General features: G+C 57.8%; 18 protein-coding genes and 2 tRNA genes. 18 read left to right on the top strand and 2 right to left on the bottom strand.

The features are described 5' to 3' along the window. The first annotated feature begins 128 nt into the window (after nt 1-128). Nucleotides 129-605 (top strand): transcription elongation factor GreA, encoded by a 477-nt coding sequence (gene greA, locus ABD806_RS07030; protein ID WP_344956183.1) that lies wholly within the window; start codon nt 129-131, stop codon nt 603-605. 68 nt (nt 606-673) lie between these two features. Here the strand turns inward: greA and yhbY are convergent, their stop codons facing one another. After that, the gene (yhbY, locus tag ABD806_RS07025; protein ID WP_344956181.1) at nt 674-967 is read right to left on the bottom strand and encodes a ribosome assembly RNA-binding protein YhbY; all 294 of its coding nucleotides are present in this window, start codon (nt 965-967) and stop codon (nt 674-676) included. 86 nt (nt 968-1053) lie between these two features. Between yhbY and rlmE the strand changes: the two genes are divergently transcribed. The 16 genes from rlmE (at nt 1054) to pnp (ending at nt 17715) form a co-directional block, all read left to right on the top strand. Then, on the top strand, nt 1054-1683 hold the full coding sequence (rlmE, locus tag ABD806_RS07020; protein ID WP_344956179.1) for a 23S rRNA (uridine(2552)-2'-O)-methyltransferase RlmE: 630 nt from the start codon (nt 1054-1056) through the stop codon (nt 1681-1683). A gap of 42 nt (nt 1684-1725) precedes the next feature. Next, the gene (gene ftsH / locus ABD806_RS07015; protein ID WP_344956177.1) at nt 1726-3666 is read left to right on the top strand and encodes an ATP-dependent zinc metalloprotease FtsH; all 1941 of its coding nucleotides are present in this window, start codon (nt 1726-1728) and stop codon (nt 3664-3666) included. Nucleotides 3667-3735: 69 nt separating this feature from the next. Further along, nucleotides 3736-4569 carry a dihydropteroate synthase gene (gene folP / locus ABD806_RS07010; protein WP_344956175.1) on the top strand — a complete coding sequence of 278 codons (834 nt, stop codon included), beginning with the start codon at nt 3736-3738 and terminating at the stop codon, nt 4567-4569. Between the two features lie 6 nt (nt 4570-4575). Continuing rightward, on the top strand, nt 4576-5919 hold the full coding sequence (gene glmM, locus ABD806_RS07005; RefSeq protein ID WP_344956173.1) for a phosphoglucosamine mutase: 1344 nt from the start codon (nt 4576-4578) through the stop codon (nt 5917-5919). A 292-nt stretch (nt 5920-6211) separates the two neighbouring features. Next, nucleotides 6212-6547, top strand: a complete 336-nt coding sequence (secG, locus tag ABD806_RS07000; protein ID WP_344956171.1) for a preprotein translocase subunit SecG — start codon at nt 6212-6214, stop codon at nt 6545-6547. 11 nt (nt 6548-6558) lie between these two features. Further along, a tRNA-Leu gene (locus ABD806_RS06995) sits at nt 6559-6645 on the top strand. Between the two features lie 66 nt (nt 6646-6711). Then, nucleotides 6712-6788: transfer RNA gene (locus ABD806_RS06990), tRNA-Met, on the top strand. Between the two features lie 177 nt (nt 6789-6965). Next, nucleotides 6966-7424, top strand: coding sequence for a ribosome maturation factor RimP (gene rimP / locus ABD806_RS06985; protein WP_344956169.1), 459 nt, complete (start codon nt 6966-6968; stop codon nt 7422-7424). Between the two features lie 14 nt (nt 7425-7438). Beyond that, nucleotides 7439-8941: a transcription termination factor NusA gene (nusA, locus tag ABD806_RS06980; RefSeq protein WP_344956167.1), complete on the top strand. Its 1503-nt coding sequence runs from the start codon at nt 7439-7441 to the stop codon at nt 8939-8941. A 19-nt stretch (nt 8942-8960) separates the two neighbouring features. Then, nucleotides 8961-11651: a translation initiation factor IF-2 gene (gene infB / locus ABD806_RS06975; protein ID WP_344956164.1), complete on the top strand. Its 2691-nt coding sequence runs from the start codon at nt 8961-8963 to the stop codon at nt 11649-11651. A gap of 311 nt (nt 11652-11962) precedes the next feature. Then, nucleotides 11963-12373, top strand: a complete 411-nt coding sequence (gene rbfA, locus ABD806_RS06970) for a 30S ribosome-binding factor RbfA (RefSeq protein ID WP_344956162.1) — start codon at nt 11963-11965, stop codon at nt 12371-12373. 2 nt (nt 12374-12375) lie between these two features. Beyond that, a complete protein-coding gene (gene truB / locus ABD806_RS06965; protein WP_344956160.1) occupies nt 12376-13311 on the top strand; it encodes a tRNA pseudouridine(55) synthase TruB in 936 nt (311 codons plus the stop codon). A 115-nt stretch (nt 13312-13426) separates the two neighbouring features. Then, nucleotides 13427-13696, top strand: coding sequence for a 30S ribosomal protein S15 (gene rpsO / locus ABD806_RS06960; RefSeq protein ID WP_071473214.1), 270 nt, complete (start codon nt 13427-13429; stop codon nt 13694-13696). A 263-nt stretch (nt 13697-13959) separates the two neighbouring features. Beyond that, on the top strand, nt 13960-14736 hold the full coding sequence (locus ABD806_RS06955) for a DODA-type extradiol aromatic ring-opening family dioxygenase (RefSeq protein ID WP_344956153.1): 777 nt from the start codon (nt 13960-13962) through the stop codon (nt 14734-14736). 54 nt (nt 14737-14790) lie between these two features. Continuing rightward, entirely contained in the window at nt 14791-15474 is a 684-nt protein-coding gene (locus ABD806_RS06950) for an alpha/beta hydrolase (protein WP_344956151.1), read from the top strand. Nucleotides 15475-15630: 156 nt separating this feature from the next. Further along, entirely contained in the window at nt 15631-17715 is a 2085-nt protein-coding gene (gene pnp, locus ABD806_RS06945) for a polyribonucleotide nucleotidyltransferase (RefSeq protein ID WP_425583088.1), read from the top strand. Between the two features lie 146 nt (nt 17716-17861). Here pnp and ABD806_RS06940 read toward each other — a convergent pair whose 3' ends face one another. After that, nucleotides 17862-18833, bottom strand: coding sequence for a zinc transporter ZntB (locus tag ABD806_RS06940; RefSeq protein ID WP_344956147.1), 972 nt, complete (start codon nt 18831-18833; stop codon nt 17862-17864). Between the two features lie 119 nt (nt 18834-18952). On the opposite strand from ABD806_RS06940, the gene pdxH reads away from it, so the two are divergent. Continuing rightward, nucleotides 18953-19591 (top strand): pyridoxamine 5'-phosphate oxidase, encoded by a 639-nt coding sequence (gene pdxH, locus ABD806_RS06935; RefSeq protein ID WP_344956145.1) that lies wholly within the window; start codon nt 18953-18955, stop codon nt 19589-19591. Nucleotides 19592-19603: the final 12 nt, after the last annotated feature.

Here is a 19603-nt window from a genome sequence, read left to right as displayed (position 1 = left end):
CCGACTGTATTAGTCTGAGTAGCTGACATAGATTGGGCCGACAGGCCAAACTCTTAAGATATGAGCCCTATGCCGATTATTCGGACGGGCTCTTGTTGTTTTATTGTTGAAGGAACCAGGTTTCCACTATGAATCAAACGCCGATGACCATTCGCGGTGCGCAGAAACTGCGTGAAGAGCTGGACTACCTGAAGTCGGTCCGCCGTCCGGAAATTATCGAAGCCATCGCCGATGCCCGTGAGCACGGTGACCTGAAGGAAAATGCCGAATACCACGCGGCCCGCGAGCAGCAGGGGTTTTGCGAAGGCCGTATTCAGGAAATAGAAGCCAAGCTGTCCAACGCCCAGATCATCGACATTACCAAGCTGGTTAACAATGGTAAGGTGATTTTTGGCGCCACGGTGACACTGCTGAAGAGTGACGACGAAAAGGAAATCACCTATCGCATCGTGGGTGACGATGAGTCCAACATTAAAGCCAACCTGATCTCGGTCAATTCTCCCATCGCTCGTGCGCTGATCGGCAAGGAAGAGGAAGATGAGGTGGTGGTGAAAACCCCGGGCGGCGACGTGGACTACGAAATTATCAAGGTAGAATATCTGTAAGGGCTGAAATTCCAGGGAGCGATGACCAGGGAGGATTTTTCATTCCCCGGCCATCGCTCCCTATGCCCTCAGCGGGGTAAGGTGATCTTTTTCAGCTCGCTGGCGCGATACAGGGTCAGCACATGGCCTATGGTTTGTACCTTGACGGCATTGGTTTCACGGACGATGGCGTCCATGATCAGCGTTTTGACTTCCCTGTCTTCCGCGGCAACCTTTACCTTGATCAGTTCGTGATGGTTGAGCGCCAACTCTATCTCGGCGAGCACGCCTTCGGTGAGGCCGTGTTGGCCAAGCAATACCACCGGCTTGAGGCTGTGCGCCAGACCTTTGAGGTATTGTTTTTGCTTATTGTTCAGGGTCATTGCAAAATGCTTCGGTTATTTTAGGTTGAAAGATGGTCATTGTACCCCCATCTAGGCTTCAATGGTAAGAGTAGAGCGATAATTTAATGAGTAAGAGTAAACGCTCGGCCAGCTCAGCGCGCTGGCTAAAAGAGCATTTTGACGATAAATATGTTAAACAGGCCCAGAAAAAGGGTCTGCGCTCTCGTGCCGTATTCAAGTTGGAAGAATTACAAGGCCGTGATCGCCTGCTCAAGCCGGGGATGACGGTGGTGGATCTGGGCGCGGCCCCGGGGGGGTGGAGCCAGTTTGCCGTGGAGCAGGTCGGCCAGCAGGGACAGGTGATCGCCTGTGACATCTTGCCGATGGACCCCATCGCCGGAGTGGATTTCCTGCAAGGTGATTTCCGTGACGAGGAGGTACTCAATGCCCTGCTCAAGCGGGTCGGGGATGACAAGGTCGATGTGTTGTTATCGGACATGGCGCCGAATATGAGCGGCACACCCGAGGTGGATCAGCCCAGAGCCATGTACCTGGTAGAGCTGGCGCTGGATATGTGCCGCCAAGTGCTGGCATCGAAGGGCAGCTTTGTGGTCAAAGTATTTCAAGGGGCCGGCTTCGATGAGTTCCTGTTGGAAGTCCGCCGCTCTTTCGGTGTCGTTAAGGTGCGAAAACCCGATTCGTCGCGGCCACGTTCGAGGGAAGTCTACATTGTGGCTACAGGTTTTAAACTGTAGTACTCTCTAGGTCATAAACTGTCAGCCGGTGAGGTTAGTAATTTGAGTGACATGGCGAAAAATTTGATCCTGTGGTTGGTCATAGCCGTGGTGTTAATGTCTGTATTTCAGAGCTTTAGCCCCAGTGAACCGGCGGGACGCCAACAGGACTATTCTGCCTTCGTACAGGAAGTAGCCCAGGGGCAGATCCGGGAAGTCCGCATGGATGGCAAGACCATCAACGGTGTCAAGCGTAGTGGTGATCGCTTTACCACAGTGATGCCGACGGAAGACCCTCAGCTGCTCAACGATTTGCTGAACAACAATGTACGGGTAGTGGGTGAGAAGCCGGAAGAGCCGAGCTTGCTGACCTCTATCTTTATCTCCTGGTTCCCCATGCTGCTGTTGATCGGTGTCTGGGTGTTCTTTATGCGCCAGATGCAAGGGGGCGGCGGCAAGGGCGCCATGACCTTCGGTAAGAGCAAGGCCCGTTTGATGGGCGAAGACCAGGTCAAGACCACCTTTGCCGATGTGGCCGGCTGCGATGAAGCCAAGGAAGACGTCAAGGAGCTGGTGGATTACCTGCGCGATCCGAGCCGTTTTCAGAAGCTGGGTGGCCGTATTCCTACCGGCATCCTGCTGGTGGGTCCTCCCGGAACCGGTAAAACCCTGCTGGCCAAGGCCATCGCCGGCGAGGCCAAGGTGCCCTTCTTTACCATTTCCGGCTCTGATTTCGTCGAAATGTTTGTGGGTGTGGGTGCATCCCGTGTGCGCGATATGTTCGAGCAGGCGAAAAAATCGGCCCCTTGTATCGTGTTTATCGATGAAATCGACGCCGTCGGTCGCCAGCGTGGCGCCGGCCTGGGTGGCGGTCACGATGAGCGAGAGCAGACCCTGAACCAGATGCTGGTCGAGATGGACGGCTTCGAAGGCAACGAGGGCGTGATCGTCATCGCCGCCACCAACCGGCCTGACGTACTGGATCCGGCGTTGCTGCGTCCGGGCCGTTTCGACCGCCAGGTGGTGGTGGGCCTGCCCGATGTGCGTGGTCGTGAACAGATCCTCAAGGTACATATGCGCCGTGTCCCCCTGGGTGACGACGTCAATGCCAGCGTGATCGCCCGTGGTACTCCCGGTTTCAGCGGGGCCGATCTGGCCAACCTGGTCAACGAGGCGGCCTTGTTTGCCGCCCGTTCGGCCCGTCGCCTGGTGTCGATGGAAGAGTTTGAAAAGGCCAAAGACAAGATCATGATGGGTGCCGAGCGCCGCTCCATGGTGATGTCCGAGTCCGAGAAGGAAATGACCGCCTATCATGAGGCGGGCCATGCCATCGTCGGCCGTATGGTGCCCGAGCATGACCCTGTCTATAAGGTGTCGATCATTCCCCGCGGCCGAGCCCTGGGTGTAACCATGTACCTGCCGGAGCAGGACAGGTTCAGCTACAGCAAACAGCATCTGGAATCGATGATCTCAAGCCTGTACGGCGGTCGTCTGGCCGAAGAGCTCATCTACGGTTTCGACAAGGTCACCACGGGGGCGTCCAACGACATCGAGCGAGCCACCGAAATTGCCCACAAGATGGTTACCCAGTGGGGTCTGTCAGAAAGAATGGGTCCTCTGCTGTATGCGGATGAAGAAGGTGAAGTGTTCCTCGGACGCACCGCAGCCAAGGTCAAGCATATGTCCGATGAGACCGCCAAGGCCATTGATGCGGAAGTGAAGCAGGTGATCGAACGAAACTTCAGCCGTGCCAAGCAGATACTGACCGACAACATCGATATCCTGCACACCATGAAAGACGCACTGATGAAGTATGAGACTATCGATGCCAAACAAATCGATGATCTGATGGCCCGTCGTGACGTGCGTCCACCGGCAGACTGGAAAGATGAGGCTGATGACAAGCCCCAGGGGCCGACCTCCGGTGCACAGGACAAGAAAGAAGCCGAGTCCAAACCGGGCGCGCCGGATTTGAACAAACCTTCGGATGCCCCCAGCAATTAAGTTTTTATGATAAATTAAGCCCCGTTCACCCTGTGAGCGGGGCTTTTTATTTTTCGGGAAACCAGCCTTATGTTGTTAGCAAGCAAAACGCGTACCCTTGACCTGGGTCGTTCCCAGGTGATGGGGATCCTCAACCTGACCCCCGATTCCTTCTCCGATGGCGGCAGCTATACAGACAGGGATGTCGCCCTGCGTCATGCCCTGCAGCTGGTGCGGGACGGCGCAACCATTATCGATGTGGGCGGGGAGTCGACCAGGCCCGGTGCCGCGGAGGTAAGTGAACAGCAGGAGCTGGATCGCGTCGTGCCGGTTATCGAACGGTTGCGGCAGGAGCTGGATTGCTGGATTTCTGTGGACACCAGCAAGGCGATAGTGATGCGCGAAGCCGTGTGTGGCGGCGCCGATCTGATCAATGATGTCCGCGCCTTGCGCGAGCCGGGGGCACTGCAGGTGGCCGTGGACAGCGGCGCTGCCGTCTGCCTAATGCATATGCAGGGGCAGCCGAGGACCATGCAGCAGGCGCCGGATTATCAAGATGTCGCCACCGAGGTAACGACCTTTCTGCGGGAGCGGCTGGCGGCCTGCGAGGCGGTTGGGATTCCGCGCCAGCGCATCTGCCTGGATCCGGGTTTTGGGTTTGGCAAGTCACTCAAGCACAACTATGAGTTATTGGGGCGGCTGCACCGGCTGCATGACCTTAAACTGCCGCTGTTGATCGGCATGTCGCGCAAATCGATGATCGGTCAGCTGCTCGACCGGGAAGTGTCTCAACGGCTGGCTGGCAGCCTGGCGGCGGCCCTCTATGCCGTCAGTCAGGGGGCGCAGATCATCCGGGTGCATGATGTAAAAGAAACGGCCGATGCCCTGCGGGTATGGCAGGAAGCAACACAATACAAAGGATAACGATAAATGAAGAGCCGGAAATATTTTGGTACAGATGGCATACGTGGTCGGGTAGGAGAATACCCCATTACTCCCGAATTTGTGATGAAGCTGGGCTGGGCCGCCGGTAAGGTACTATCGCAAACCGGCACCAGGAAGGTGCTGATCGGCAAGGATACCCGCATTTCGGGTTATATGCTGGAGGCTGCGCTGGAAGCCGGGTTGTCTGCCGCCGGTCTCAAGGCGACGCTGCTGGGCCCGATGCCGACGCCGGCGGTGGCCTATCTGACCCGTACCTTCCGGGGCGAGGCCGGTATAGTAATCAGCGCTTCCCATAACCCCTATTACGACAACGGCATCAAGTTTTTCTCCCATGACGGCACCAAGTTGCCCGATGAGGTAGAGCTGGCGATCGAGGCCATGCTGGATCAGCCGATGGACTGCGTTTCTTCCGATCAGCTGGGCAAGGCCACTCGCATCAACGACGCACCTGGCCGTTATATCGAGTTCTGCAAGAGCACCTTCCCCTCGGAAATGCATCTGGATGGGCTCAGGATAGTGCTCGATTGCGCCCATGGCGCTACCTACCACATCGCGCCGGCTGTGTTTGAAGAGCTGGGCGCCGAAGTGGTACGGACCGGCATCAGCCCCAATGGCTTGAATATCAATGACGAGGTGGGCTCAACTGCCCCTGCCGCTTTGATAGATGCGGTATTGGCGCACAAGGCGGATCTGGGTATCGGCTTCGATGGCGACGGCGATCGGCTGGTGATGGTGGATCACACCGGCGCCCTGGTAGACGGTGATGAAATACTCTATATCATGGCCAGGGATGCCCGGCGTCGCGGTAGCTTACAGGGCGGCGTAGTCGGCACCCTGATGTCGAATATGGCCCTTGAGCTGGCCCTAGCCAAGCTGGAGATCCCCTTCCTGCGTGCGAAAGTGGGCGACCGTTATGTGATGGAGCTGCTCAAGGAGCATGGCTGGAGGTTGGGAGGGGAAAACTCCGGCCATATCATCAGCCTGGAGCATAACACCACGGGGGATGGCATCATCGCCGCACTGCAGGTATTGCGTGCCATGGTGGCAGAGGGCGTGAGCCTGGCGGAACTGCGTGCCGAGCTGACCCTGTTTCCCCAGGTGTTGATCAATGTGCGCTTCCAGGCCGGCACGGATCCACTGGCCGATGCGGAGGTGCTGGCGCGAGTACGGGCGGCAGAAGCCGAGCTGGCCGGCAAGGGGCGGGTGCTGCTGAGAAAGTCCGGTACAGAGCCGTTGATCCGGGTGATGGTGGAAGGTGCCAGTCAGGCCCAGGTTCAGCGTCTGGCCGAGCATATCGCCGAAGCGATACCGGCTGCGCCGGAGCTTTAAGCTGGAAGCGATAAGCTGCCCGAGTTGTTTGAAAGTCCTGCATACGGTTTATGAGTCATGGCTGTCTTCAGCAACACTGAAAACAGCGTCGGGCTGCTTACAGCTGACAGCTTAGGGCTTCCAGCTAATAAGAAAAACGGTTGTGCGATCATCGCTTTGCCGTCTTTTTATGCATTTGAACAGATTTTTTTAAATTGCGCTTGTATCGGGGAATGCGGATCGCTAGTATTAGCCCCGCTCCCGACAGCAGCCTGGTGGCGGGGCTTAGGCGCCAAGCAAAGGTATAGCTTAAATGTACGAGATTCTTTTAGTGGTGTATCTGCTTATCTCACTGGCCCTGATTGGCTTGGTGTTGATACAGCAAGGGAAAGGCGCCGATATGGGTGCGTCCTTTGGAGCGGGTGCGTCCAATACGGTATTTGGTTCCAGCGGTTCGGGTAACTTCCTGACCAAGGCGACAACGCTGCTGGCAGCAGGCTTCTTTGTGGTTAGTCTGGTGTTGGGGAATCTTTCCACCAACGGCAGCAAGCAAGGGAGCGAATGGGAAGATCTTTCTCAGCCCGAAGTGCTGGAAAGGCAGTCCCAGGGTGATGTCCCAGTCAGCAATGACAGCGATATACCCAACTAAGTAAGAGTTTTGCCGAGGTGGTGGAATTGGTAGACACGCTATCTTGAGGGGGTAGTGCCTGTATAGGCGTGCGGGTTCAAGTCCCGCTCTCGGCACCAAGTTATAGATTAGCTGTTAGGTTGAGATTTTTCGCCAAGTTAACTATAATCTCGCACGATTTCGGACGCGGGGTGGAGCAGCCTGGTAGCTCGTCGGGCTCATAACCCGAAGGTCGTCGGTTCAAATCCGGCCCCCGCAACCAATTTCACGTCCATTGCCTGCGCGCTGTGGATGGTCGTCGCGAGGCGACAATCAGGGTCCAGGAGAATAGCCCCGATTTGAAGATCGGGGCTTTTTGTTATCTGCACTTTGGCATCGGCCTGACCGATGCGGATTCACTGGGCTGCGAGCCCTTTTTTTGTTTTTGGAGGGGGTAGCTTTGGCTACATTGGAACAACGATTGACCGAAATGCTCACCGAGCCGGTAGCGGCGCTGGGCTTTGAACTGCTGGGGCTGGAATTTGTTCGTGCCGGACGTCATTCCACCCTGCGCCTGTATATCGACAGTGAAAATGGCATCGAAGTGAATGACTGTGCCGAAGTCAGTCGGCAAGTCAGCGCCGTGCTCGATGTGGAAGATCCCATCGCCACTGAATACGATTTGGAAGTGTCCTCTCCTGGTATGGCTCGCCCCCTGTTCAAACCGGCGCATTACCAGGCCATTATCGGCCAGGAGGCAGAGCTGACCCTGCGCATGGCGGTGAATAACAGACGTAAACTTAAAGGGATAGTGGTGGCGGTTGAAGACACCCTGATCCGGCTGGAGGTAGAAGGGAAAGCCTTTCCCATTGCCTTTGCTAATATCCAAAAAGCGAATCTGGTTCCGAACTTTGACTAACGAGGCGATCGGACATGAATAAAGAAATATTGCTCGTTGTAGACGCGGTTTCCCATGAGAAGGCGGTGCCTCGCGAAAAGATCTTCGAGGCCCTGGAAACAGCCCTGGCGACGGCAACCAAAAAGAAATATGAGGGTGATATCGAAGTCCGGGTGGCCATCGACCGCAAGAGTGGCGACTTCGACACCTTCCGTCGCTGGCAGGTGGTGGAGGATCAGGAAGCCCTGACCAACCCCTACCGGGAAATTACCCTGGAAGCGGCACAGATCGATGAGCCGGAAATCCAGCTGGGTGACTATGTTGAAGATCAGATCGAGTCTGTAAAATTCGACCGTATCACCACCCAGACCGCCAAGCAGGTTATAGTGCAGAAAGTGCGCGAGGCCGAGCGCATGCAGGTGGTCGAGCAGTTCCAGGACCAGGAAGGCGAGATCATCACCGGTGTGGTCAAGAAAGCCACCCGCGAGAGCGTGATCCTGGATCTGGGCAATAACGCCGAAGCGGTGATCTACCGGGATGATCTGCTGCCGCGCGAGTCGTTCCGCTCAGGCGACCGGGTGCGTGGCCTGCTGTATGCGGTGCGTCCCGAAGCCCGTGGCGCCCAGCTGTTTGTCAGCCGTACCCATCCGGACTTCTTGAAAGAATTGTTCCGCATCGAAGTACCGGAAATCGGTGAGGAGCTGATCGAAATCATGGGCGCGGCCCGGGATCCGGGCAGCCGTGCCAAGATATCGGTCAAGACCAATGACCGGCGCATCGATCCCATCGGTGCCTGTGTCGGCATGCGCGGTGCCCGGGTGCAGGCGGTATCCGGCGAGTTGGGTGGCGAGCGGGTCGACATAGTACTGTGGGATGACAACCCCGCCCAGTTCGTGATCAACTCCATGGCCCCGGCTGACGTGGCCTCGATCATAGTGGACGAAGATGCCCACTCCATGGACATCGCCGTCGAGTCAGGCAACCTGGCCCAGGCCATCGGCCGTAATGGCCAGAACGTGCGCCTGGCTTCCCAGCTGACCGGTTGGGAACTGAACGTGATGACGGTGGAAGATCTGCAGAGCAAACACCAGGTCGAAAGCGATAAGATCATGAATCTGTTTGTCCAGTATCTGGATATCGATGAAGATTTTGCCGCCCTGTTGATGGAGGAGGGCTTCTCCACCCTGGAAGAAATCGCCTATGTGCCGGTCAGTGAGCTGTTGAGCGTGGAAGGCCTGGACGAAGACATGGTGGAAGAGCTACGTAATCGTGCCAAAGACGCCCTGACCACGCGGGCCCTGGCGCAGGAAGAATCTTTTGAAGGGGTGGAGCCGGCAGAGGAACTGCTCGCACTGCCCTCCATGACCCGGGAACTGGCCTATCAGCTTGCCGCCCGTGGTATCGCGGATCTGGAAGAGCTGGCAGAACAAGGTATTGATGACCTTGAGGGAATTGAAAGCCTGGATGAGAGCCTGGCAGGCGAACTCATCATGGCTGCCCGTAATATCTGCTGGTTCGGAGACCAGAACGAAGAATAAGATCAACGGAGGTAAATGAATGGCAGAAGTCTCATTAACGCAACTTGCCAATGACATCGACACACCGGTTGATCGTCTAGTCCAGCAGTTTCGTGAAGCCGGCATGGAGAAATCCAGTGCCGATACGGTAAGCGAAACTGAAAAGGCCGCCTTGCTGGCGTTTTTAAAGAAACAGCACGGTGCTAATGACGATAATGAACCTAAACGGATGACCTTGAACCGCAAGACCAAGAGTACCCTGAGTGTGCAGGGTGCCGGTGGCAAGAACAAGGCCGTGCAGGTAGAGGTGCGCAAGAAACGTACTTATGTAAGGCGCGACTCGCTCGAAGAGCAACAGCGTCAGCAGGAAGCAGAAGAGCAGGCCCGTCTGGAAGCGGAAGCCGAGGCCCGTCGCGAAGCCGAAGCAGTGGCCAAGCGCGAAGCCGAGACCAAGGCCAAGCGTGAGGCGGAAGAAAAAGCCAAGCGTGAAGCGGAAGAAAAAGCCCGCCAGGCTCAGCTGCAAGCTCAGGACACCACAGAGCAGGGCGCCAAGCCCCAGAGCAAAGAGCAGAAAAAGGCAGACGATATGGCCAAGAGCGAAGCAGAAAAATTAAAGCGTCAGCGTGAGGAAGAAGCCTTGCGCAAGGCCGAGCTGGAAGCCCAAATCAAGGCTGAAGAAGTACGCAAACTGGCAGAAGAAAACGAGAAGCGTTGGGCCGAAGAAGCGGCCAAGAAGCCGGAAGATGCCGACTATCACGTGATGACCAACCCTCACGCCAAGGCGGCGGAAGACGAAGCCGATCAGACCGAAGAGCAGAAGGCCCGTCGTACCGGCGGCAAGAAGCGCAAGGGCGGCAAGTCGAAGGAAGACCGGGAAGATCGTGAAAGCCGTGCCGACCGCCAGAAAAAAGGCAAGCGTGCCAAGGTGATGACGCCCAGATCCATGAAGCATGGTTTCCAGAAGCCGGTGCAGCCGGTCAACCGGGACGTGGAGATCGGTGAAACCATCACGGTCGCCGAGCTAGCCAACAAGATGGCGGTCAAGGGGGCCGAAGTCATCAAGGCGATGATGAAGATGGGAGCCATGGTTACCATCAACCAGGTGATCGATCAGGAAACCGCCCAATTGGTGGCGGAAGAGATGGGCCATAAAGTGACCCTGCGTCGTGAAAACGAGCTGGAGCAGCGGGTGCTCTCCGATCGTGATACCGATGCCGAACGCAAGACCCGGGCCCCCGTGGTGACCATCATGGGTCACGTCGACCACGGTAAGACCTCGACCCTGGATTATATCCGTCGCGCCAAAGTGGCCGCCGGTGAAGCCGGTGGTATTACCCAGCATATCGGTGCCTATCACGTCGAAACCGAAAACGGCATGATCACCTTCCTGGATACTCCGGGCCACGCCGCTTTTACCGCCATGCGTGCCCGTGGTGCCGGCGCCACCGATATCGTGGTACTGGTGGTGGCCGCCGATGATGGCGTGATGCCGCAGACCGTCGAGGCGATTCAACACGCCAAGGCGGCCGGTGTACCGCTGATCGTCGCCGTCAACAAGATGGACAAGCCCGATGCGGATATCGATCGGGTGAAGAATGAACTGGCTCAGCACGGCGTCATGTCGGAAGACTGGGGTGGCGAGAACATGTTCGTTTACATCTCGGCCAAGACGGGTATGGGCATAGACGAACTGCTGGAAGGCATACTGTTGCAGGCCGAGGTGCTGGAGCTGAATGCGGTGCACGACGGCATGGCTTCCGGCGTGGTGATCGAATCCCGCCTGGACAAGGGCCGGGGTCCGGTCGCCACTGTGCTGGTGCAGGAAGGTACCCTCAACCAGGGTGATATCGTGCTCTGTGGCCTGGAATATGGCCGGGTGCGCGCCATGAAGGACGAGCTGGGCCGCGAAATCAAGTCTGCCGGTCCTTCCATTCCGGTCGAGATCCTGGGTCTGTCCGGGGTACCGGCTGCCGGCGACGAGGCGACCGTGGTGCGTGACGAGAAGAAAGCGCGCGAAGTGGCCACCTACCGCCAGGGCAAGTTCCGTGAAGTCAAGCTGGCCCGTCAGCAGAAGTCCAAGCTGGAGAACATGTTCTCCAACATGACCGAAGGCGAAGTGGCCGAAGTCAACCTGGTACTGAAGGCCGACGTGCAGGGCTCTATCGAAGCGATTTCCGACTCCCTGCAGAAGCTGTCGACCGACGAAGTCAAGGTCAAGATCATCGGCTCCGGCGTGGGCGGCATCACCGAAACCGATGCCAGCCTGGCAGCGGCGTCCAATGCGATCATCCTGGGCTTCAACGTGCGTGCCGATGCGGCTGCCCGTAAGGTGATCGAGGCCGAAGAAATCGATCTGCGCTACTACAGCGTGATCTACGAATTGCTGGACGAAGTCAGACAGGCCATGACCGGCATGCTGGCGCCCGAGTTCAAGCAGGAGATCATCGGCCTGGCCCAGGTGCGTGACGTGTTCCGCTCACCCAAGTTCGGCGCCGTGGCCGGCTGTATGGTGACCGAGGGTAACGTCAAACGCAGCAACCCCATCCGGGTACTGCGTGATAACGTGGTGATTTACGAAGGCGAGCTGGAATCCCTGCGTCGCTTCAAGGACGATGTACAGGAAGTGCGTAACGGCATGGAATGTGGTATCGCCGTGAAGAACTACAATGATGTACGGGTCGGTGACCAGATCGAGGTTTACCAGATCGTGGAAGTACAGCGCACCCTGTAAGGGTGACATCGGCTCCGGTTGCAGCCGGTGCCGGAAGGCACAGCATGCCGACAGGCCATATTTAAGGTCATCGGCGCTTTGCACCTGCTACGAACATTCACTGGATGTTCGTTCAGGCACAAAGCGTGATGCAGGCAGCAGGCTGCCCTATGGGGCTTGACGGCGGCACTGACCGTCATGGATGGTGGAAATGTCGAAAAAGCAGGAGCATTTTTCGACCTTGCCGCCGACAGTCTGCTCAGCTGTATCCTTTCGTCACCTGGATTGATATTAAGGGGCCTCTTGGCTCCTTTTTTTATTGGATAAAGAATATGGCTAGAGAATTCAGCCGCACCCGCCGGGTTGGGCAGGAATTGCAGAAAGAAATTGCGATGATCCTGCAGCGGGAAATCAAAGATGAACGCCTCAAGTTGGTGACCGTATCCGGTGTGGAATTGTCACGGGATCTTAACTACGCCAAGGTGTTTGTGACCTTCCTGGAAAACGATCCGGAAAAAATCGAACAGGGTATGAAGGTATTGAAAGACGCCAGCGGCTTTATCCGCAGCCTGGTGGGCAAGGCGATGCGCCTGCGGGTCACCCCGGAACTGCGCTTCACCTACGATCAGAGCCTGGTCGAAGGCATGCGCATTTCTAACCTGGTGTCGAGCACCGTCGCGGAAGACAAGCGACGGATGCAGGCATCCGACCGTGATGAGCAAGCTCAAGAGGATAAGGACTGAAGATGGGGCGTCAGCGTCGATTTCGTGGCCGTGAGGTAGACGGCATCCTGTTGTTGGATAAACCCGCCGGAATTACCTCCAACGATGCCTTGCAGAAGGTCAAACGCATTTACGCCGCCGCCAAGGCCGGCCATACCGGAGCCCTGGATCCCCTGGCCACCGGCATGCTGCCGATCTGCCTGGGGGAGGCGACCAAGTTTTCCCAGTTCCTGCTGGAGGCGGACAAACGCTATCGGGTGATTGCCAAGTTGGGCGAACGCACCGATACCAGTGACGCCGATGGCGAAGTGGTCGAGACCCGCCCGGTCGAGGTGGCCACCGGTGAGCTGATTGAAGCCCTGGATCATTTCCGCGGTGACATAGAGCAGGTGCCGTCCATGTACTCGGCGCTGAAATACCAGGGCAAGCCGTTGTACCAGTATGCCCGCGAAGGCATAGAGGTGCCCCGCGAAGCCAGGCCGATCACCGTCTATGAACTGAAACTGATCCGTTTCGAAGGCGACGCGGTTGAGCTGGAAATTCATTGCAGCAAGGGCACCTATATCCGCACCATAGTGGATGATCTGGGGGAAATGCTCGGCTGTGGCGCCCATGTCACCATGCTCAGGCGGTTGGCGGTGGCCGGCTATCCGGCCGAGCGCATGCTGACCCTTGAGCAGCTGGAGTGCATCCTGGAGAACTGCAAGGCCCAGGATGTCTCTCCCCGGCTGGAGCTGGATCCTCTGCTGTTGCCGATGGACACCGCCGTGGCCAGCCTGCCGGAGGTCAACATGTCCGAACTGGTGGCCGGCTATGTCAATCAGGGCCAGGCGGTACAGGTATCCGGCGCGCCGCTGTCGGGTTTTGTACGCATGACTATGGGCCCCGAACAGCAGTTTATCGGCGTGGGAGAGATCGACGACGATGGCAAGGTCGCTCCCAAGCGGCTGGTACGCTGAAATTTGCGCATTTTCCGGTTGCCAACCCCGGCCTAGCTGGTAGAATGCGCAGCTCTGTTTCCGGCTGAATTAGTGATCGGCTGGAAGAACCATTCATCTCTCTGGAGTAATTAAGATGTCACTAAATGCTGAAACCAAAGCCCAAATCGTTGCTGACTTTGCTCGTGGCGAAGGCGACACCGGCTCTCCTGAAGTTCAGGTTGCCCTGCTGAGCGCCCAGATCAACCACCTGCAAGGCCACTTCAAGCAGCATATCCATGACCACCACAGCCGTCGTGGCCTGCTGCGCATGGTATCCCAGCGTCGTAGCCTGCTGGACTACCTGAAGCGTAAAGACGTTGAACGTTACCGTTCACTGATCGAAAAACTGGGTCTGCGTCGTTAATCGACCCATCCGGTTTAAGAAAAAAGGAGCTTCGGCTCCTTTTTTCGTTTTATAACCGCCAGTTATACAACTTTCCCTGATATTGCCGCTGTTGAAATCGGTGACTGTCACACATCTGTTATTCACCCTCAATAAAACGACAAAGTCCTCTTGTTTCTTTAATTATTTCATTATGGTTAATAATTAATTGCGCCAGGGCCGGTTTATCTCAAGGTTGGGGCCGGCTAGAGTCTGCACAGATGATCTTTGAGAGGAGTTTCAGTATGGCCCGATTGCCGACCTTGTTTGTGTCCCATGGGGCGCCGACCTTCGCCCTGGAGCCCGGCCGGGCCGGGCTGCTGTTGCAGGCTCTGGGCGAGTGCCTGCCTAGACCGAAGGCGGTGCTGGTGGTGTCTCCCCACTGGGTCACCAGGGAAATAGCGGTCACCGCCAGTACCCGGCCGGCTACCATCCATGATTTCGGCGGCTTCCCCGATGCCCTGTATCAATTGCAGTATCCGGCTTCGGGGGCACCCGAGCTGGCCAAAACCGTCATGGCCCTGCTGCGTGACCAGGGTTACCAGGCGGCCTGTGATCCCCGGCGCGGCCTGGATCATGGCGCCTGGGTGCCCTTGCGTTACCTGTATCCCCATGCGGATGTGCCGGTCATGCAAGTTTCCATGCCGGCCAGGCTGGATCCTCATTCCGCTTGGCAGTTAGGAGAGGCTTTGGCGCCCCTGGCGGAAGCCGGGGTGCTGATTGTCGGTTCGGGCAGCCTGACTCACAATCTGTACGAGTTCCGTATGGGACATGACGCCGAGGCGGACTATGCCTGGGAATTCGTGCACTGGGCGCGACAGGCGGTCAGGGCGCATGATAAGGCGGCCCTGGTGGACTATCTGCGCCAGGCGCCTCACGGCCGGCGGGCTCACCCTACCTCCGAGCATTATCTGCCATTGCTGGTGGCGGCGGGCGCAGGGACCCCCGGTGGCGAGGTAGAGGTGATCGAGGGGGGCATGACGCACGGTGTCCTGTCGATGGAATCCTATTTATTCAGATGACATTCAGGCCGTTGGCCGGTGTCAGTCTATTACTTGACGGAGCTTGAGAAAAATATGAACGCATCTTTTGGATCTCTGGTGGCGGCGACCGATTTAGGGCTGGCTCACCGGGTACTTCACCCGCGAGCGGCTGGACAGGGCAAGTCGCCTTGCCTGATCCTGCTTCATGGCGTAGGGGGCAATGAAGCAGGATTAATCGACTTCGGCTTGCGTCAGAATCCCCGATTGACGGTGATCCTGGCTCGTGGGCCTCTGGTCTTTGGTCCTGCTCAGTTTGGCTGGTTCAGTGTGCAGTTCACTGCCAATGGTCCCCAAATCAAGCCGGATGAAGCCGAGCATGCCCGCCAGTTGCTGGTGCATTTTTTAGCGCAGTTACCTGACACGTATGGCGTCGACCCTGACAATCTGTGGATCGCCGGTTTCAGCCAGGGGGGCATCATGAGTGCCAGCGTGGCGCTGACCCGGCCTGAACTGGTGGGGGGATTCGGGGTGCTGAGTGGCCGTATTCTGCCCGAGATCGCTCCCTTGATTGCCGGTGAACAACAGCTGAGCGAACTGCAAGCTCTGGTTTGTCATGGCCGTCAGGACGGCAAGTTGCCCGTTTCCATGGCACATGCCTCCCGGGCGTTACTGGCGCAGCACAAGGTGCCGTTGACCTACCGGGAATATGACGCGGTTCACGAGCTGAGTCCGCAGATGCAGGCGGATTTTGTTGACTGGCTGGCGACGCGGATTTAAGCCATTTCCCATCATTGATTCTGGGTTTTAAGGGGGAATCAAGTATACTGTGCGGGCAAATTAGAGATCATACATATTAAAGGAATCTACAACGTGAATCCTATCGTAAAAACCTTCCAATACGGCCAGCATACGGTCACCCTCGAAACCGGTGTGATGGCCCGTCAGGCCTCCGGCGCCGTGATGGCAAGCATCGATGATACCGCGGTCCTGGTAACCGTGGTCGGCAAGCGCGAAGCCGATGAAAGCCGTGATTTTTTCCCGTTAACAGTGAACTACCAGGAGCGTACCTACGCCGCCGGTCGTATCCCGGGCAGCTTCTTCAAGCGTGAAGGCCGCCCGACGGAAGGTGAAACCCTGACAGCCCGGCTGATCGACCGCCCGATCCGCCCGCTGTTTCCCGATGGATTCAAAAACGAAGTCCAGGTCATTGCCACCGTGGTTTCAGTTAACCCTGAAATCGCCCCGGACATCATCTCCATGCTGGGCACCTCCGCCGCCCTGGCCATTTCCGGCATTCCCTTCGCCGGCCCCATCGGTGCCGCCCGCGTCGGTTATATGAACGGCGAGTATGTACTGAACCCGACCATTTCCGAGCTGAAAGAAAGCCAGCTGGACCTGGTGGTGGCCGGTACCGCCAACGCGGTATTGATGGTGGAATCCGAAGCCGCCGTGTTGCCGGAAGACGTCATGCTGGGCGCGGTTGTCTACGGCCACGAGCAGATGGCGACCGCCATCAATGCCATCAATGAATTTGCCGCCGAGGTGGGTACTCAGCCTTGGGATTGGCAGCCTGCCGCCGAGAATGAAGCGTTGAAGGCCAGGGTTGCCGAGCTGGCGGCCGCCGAGTTGGGTGAAGCCTACCGGATCACCGACAAAACCGCCCGCCGCGACGCCATCGGCGCCATCAAGGCCAGGGTGCTGGACGCGATACTGGCTGAGAGCCCGGAGCAGAGCATCAAAGAGGTTCAGGATCAGTTGGGCAAGCTGGAAAAAACCATTGTCCGTGGTCGCGTGGTCCGTGGCGAACCGCGCATCGACGGTCGCGAGCCCGATATGATCCGCGCCCTGCATGTGGCCACCGGCCTGCTGCCCCGCACCCATGGTTCGGCGCTGTTTACCCGTGGTGAAACCCAGGCGCTGGTTGCCGCCACCCTGGGTACCGAGCGGGATGCCCAGCTGATCGACGAGCTGACCGGCGAGCGTGCCAACCGCTTTATGCTGCACTACAACTTCCCTCCTTACTGTGTGGGTGAAACCGGTATGGTCGGCAGCCCCAAGCGCCGCGAAATCGGCCACGGCCGTCTGGCCAAGCGCGGTGTCGCCGCCGTGATGCCGAGCCAGGAAGAGTTTCCCTACACCGTGCGTGTGGTGTCTGAAATCACCGAGTCCAACGGCTCTTCCTCCATGGCCTCAGTGTGCGGTACCTCGCTGGCACTGATGGATGCGGGCGTGCCGATCAAGGCCTCGGTGGCCGGTATCGCCATGGGTCTGGTGAAAGAAGAACAAGGATTTGTGGTGCTGTCCGATATCCTGGGTGACGAGGATCACCTGGGTGACATGGACTTCAAGGTGGCCGGTACCAACGAGGGCGTCACTGCCCTGCAGATGGATATCAAGATCGAAGGCATCACCAAAGAGATCATGGAAGTGGCCCTGAAACAGGCCCGCGGCGCCCGCCTGCACATCCTGAAGGTAATGGACGAGGCCCTTAATCAGCCGCGCGCCGAGATCTCCAACTTTGCACCGCGCATCCACACCATCAAGATCAACCCGGAGAAGATCCGCGATGTGATCGGTAAAGGCGGCTCTACCATCCGTGCCCTGACCGAAGAAACCGGCACCACCATCGAGCTGGACGATGACGGCACCGTCAAAATCGCCGCCGTCGACGGTGAGGCCGCCAAGCTGGCTATCCGCCGCATCGAGCAGCTGACCGCGGAAGTGGAAAGCGGCACCCTGTACGATGGTGAGGTGGTGCGCCTGGCCGATTTCGGCGCCTTCGTCAACATCCTGCCCGGCAAGGACGGCCTGGTGCATATTTCCCAGATCACCGAAGAACGGGTCAAGAATGTGTCCGATCACCTGAAAGTGGGTGACAAGGTAAAGGTGAAGGTATTGGAAGTGGATCGTCAGGGCCGTATCCGCCTGTCCATCAAAGAAGCCAACAAGCCTGCCGAAGCCGAAGCACCTGCCGCCGAAGCCAAGGCAGAAGCACCGGTCGAGAATAACGCCGAGTAATAGACTCAAGCGATAAGCGAGCAGTTTCAAGGCAAGGGCCGGGGAGTGATCCCCGGCCCTTTTTAGTTCATTGACGCAGTGGGAGCGGCGATCCCGCCGCGATGAAATGAGGCACAGTTTTATCGGCCCGAGGTGGATTCTTTACTTTAAATCCACCCCCGACGCCGGAAATACCACACCTGCAGCGCCACCATCAGTACCAGGGTTGCCACGAACACACCGAAGGCGGCGGCGTTGTCGGCTAGCGGTATGCCGGCCAGGTTGACGCCCAGCAGGCCGGTCATAAAACTTAACGGCAGGAATAGGGCGGTGATGATCGACAGCACAAACATGCGTTTGTTCAGTTGCTCCGATAGCTGGTTGGCCCGGGCGTCGTCGAGGGCGGCGGAGCGCTCCCGGATCGCCTCCATATTTTCCAGGTAGCGGTGCAGGCTGTCCTGGGTCTCCCGCAGTGAGGTCCTGGCCTCGGTACTCAGTACACCATGATCTTTGTCGGCCAGCAATCGCCCCAAGGCTTCTCTTTGCGGGCTGAGATAACGGCGAAACTGGATCAGCTGGCGGCGCTGGGTCAGCAGCTCTCCCCTGGAGGTTTCCAGAGTACCGTCGAGGAAACGGGTTTCCAGCTCATCGATCTGCTCATCCAGCTCTTCCACTATCTCGCCGAGCGGGCGCTGCAATTCGAAGGCCAGTTCGGCCAGCAGGGTATCGCTATTGGCGGGGCCCTTACCCTGCGCCAGCCGGGTGGCGAGTGTCTGCACCGAGGTCAGTTGCCGGTTGCGGGTGCTGATGATGCGCTTCGGCTCGAGCCATAGCCGCATGGCTACCATGTCTTCCGGATCCGCGCCCGGGTTGAGGTTGACCTCGCGCAGGGCGATCAGTAATCCCTGACCATGGCTGGTGGCCCGGGGGCGGGTCGCCTCGCTCAACAGGGCGGAAACGGCCACCTTGTCCAGCTGGCTGTGCTGTTCCAGCCAGCGGCGGGTATCCGGCTGGCGATAATCAAAGTGCAGCCAGAGGCAGCCCTGTTCCGGTTGCCAATTGCTCAGCTCATACGGGTCCAGTTCCCGGGCCCCGCCCCGGCCGTCCAGCAGCAGGGCGTGAATAAGTCCTTGATTCATTTTGTCTTCTATCAAAAGGAGTATGCCCCTATATATAGAGAAGTTGTGACCGGATGACAACTTGCCAAGCCACTGCGCCCGGCGCACAATATTGACCATCTGAAATCCTTGAGGAAAGCATGATGGAGCTGGCCGACTTTCGGCGGGACTATACCCAGGGCGGACTAAGGCGCAAAGACTTGCCCGACGATCCCTTGACCCTGTTCGAATTGTGGATGGAACAGGCGGTGAAGTCCGGGATCACGGATCCCACCGCCATGGTGGTGGCCACGGTCGATGAACGGGGACAAGCCTATCAGCGTATTGTGCTGCTCAAACACCTGGACGCCCATGGTTTTGTATTTTACACCAACATGGGCAGCCGCAAGGCCGGCCAGCTGGCAAAGAATCCCCGCATCAGCCTGCTATTCCCCTGGCATATGCTGGAGCGACAGGTGCATATCACCGGCCAGGTGGAGCAGCTGTCGACCCTTGAGGTGATGAAATATTTTCATAGCCGGCCCAAGGACAGCCAGATCGGCGCCTGGGTCTCCCAGCAATCATCCCGTATTTCCGCCCGGGGCATCTTGGAAGCCAAGTTTCTTGAGATAAAGCAAAAGTTTGCCAGTGGCGAAGTGCCGCTGCCCAGCTTCTGGGGCGGCTTCCGGGTGAAGTTTGACTCCGTGGAGTTCTGGCAGGGGGGGGCCAGACGGCTACATGATCGTTTTCTGTATCAAAGGAACGCAGACGGCTGGACCATTGACCGGCTGGCACCCTGAGGAGCCCTTATG

It is taken from the genome of Zobellella aerophila (assembly GCF_039539325.1).
Lineage (GTDB): Bacteria > Pseudomonadota > Gammaproteobacteria > Enterobacterales > Aeromonadaceae > Oceanimonas > Oceanimonas aerophila.
The sequence above is the reverse complement of the archived record's forward strand: the minus strand, read 5'-3'. Positions and strand labels throughout refer to the sequence as shown.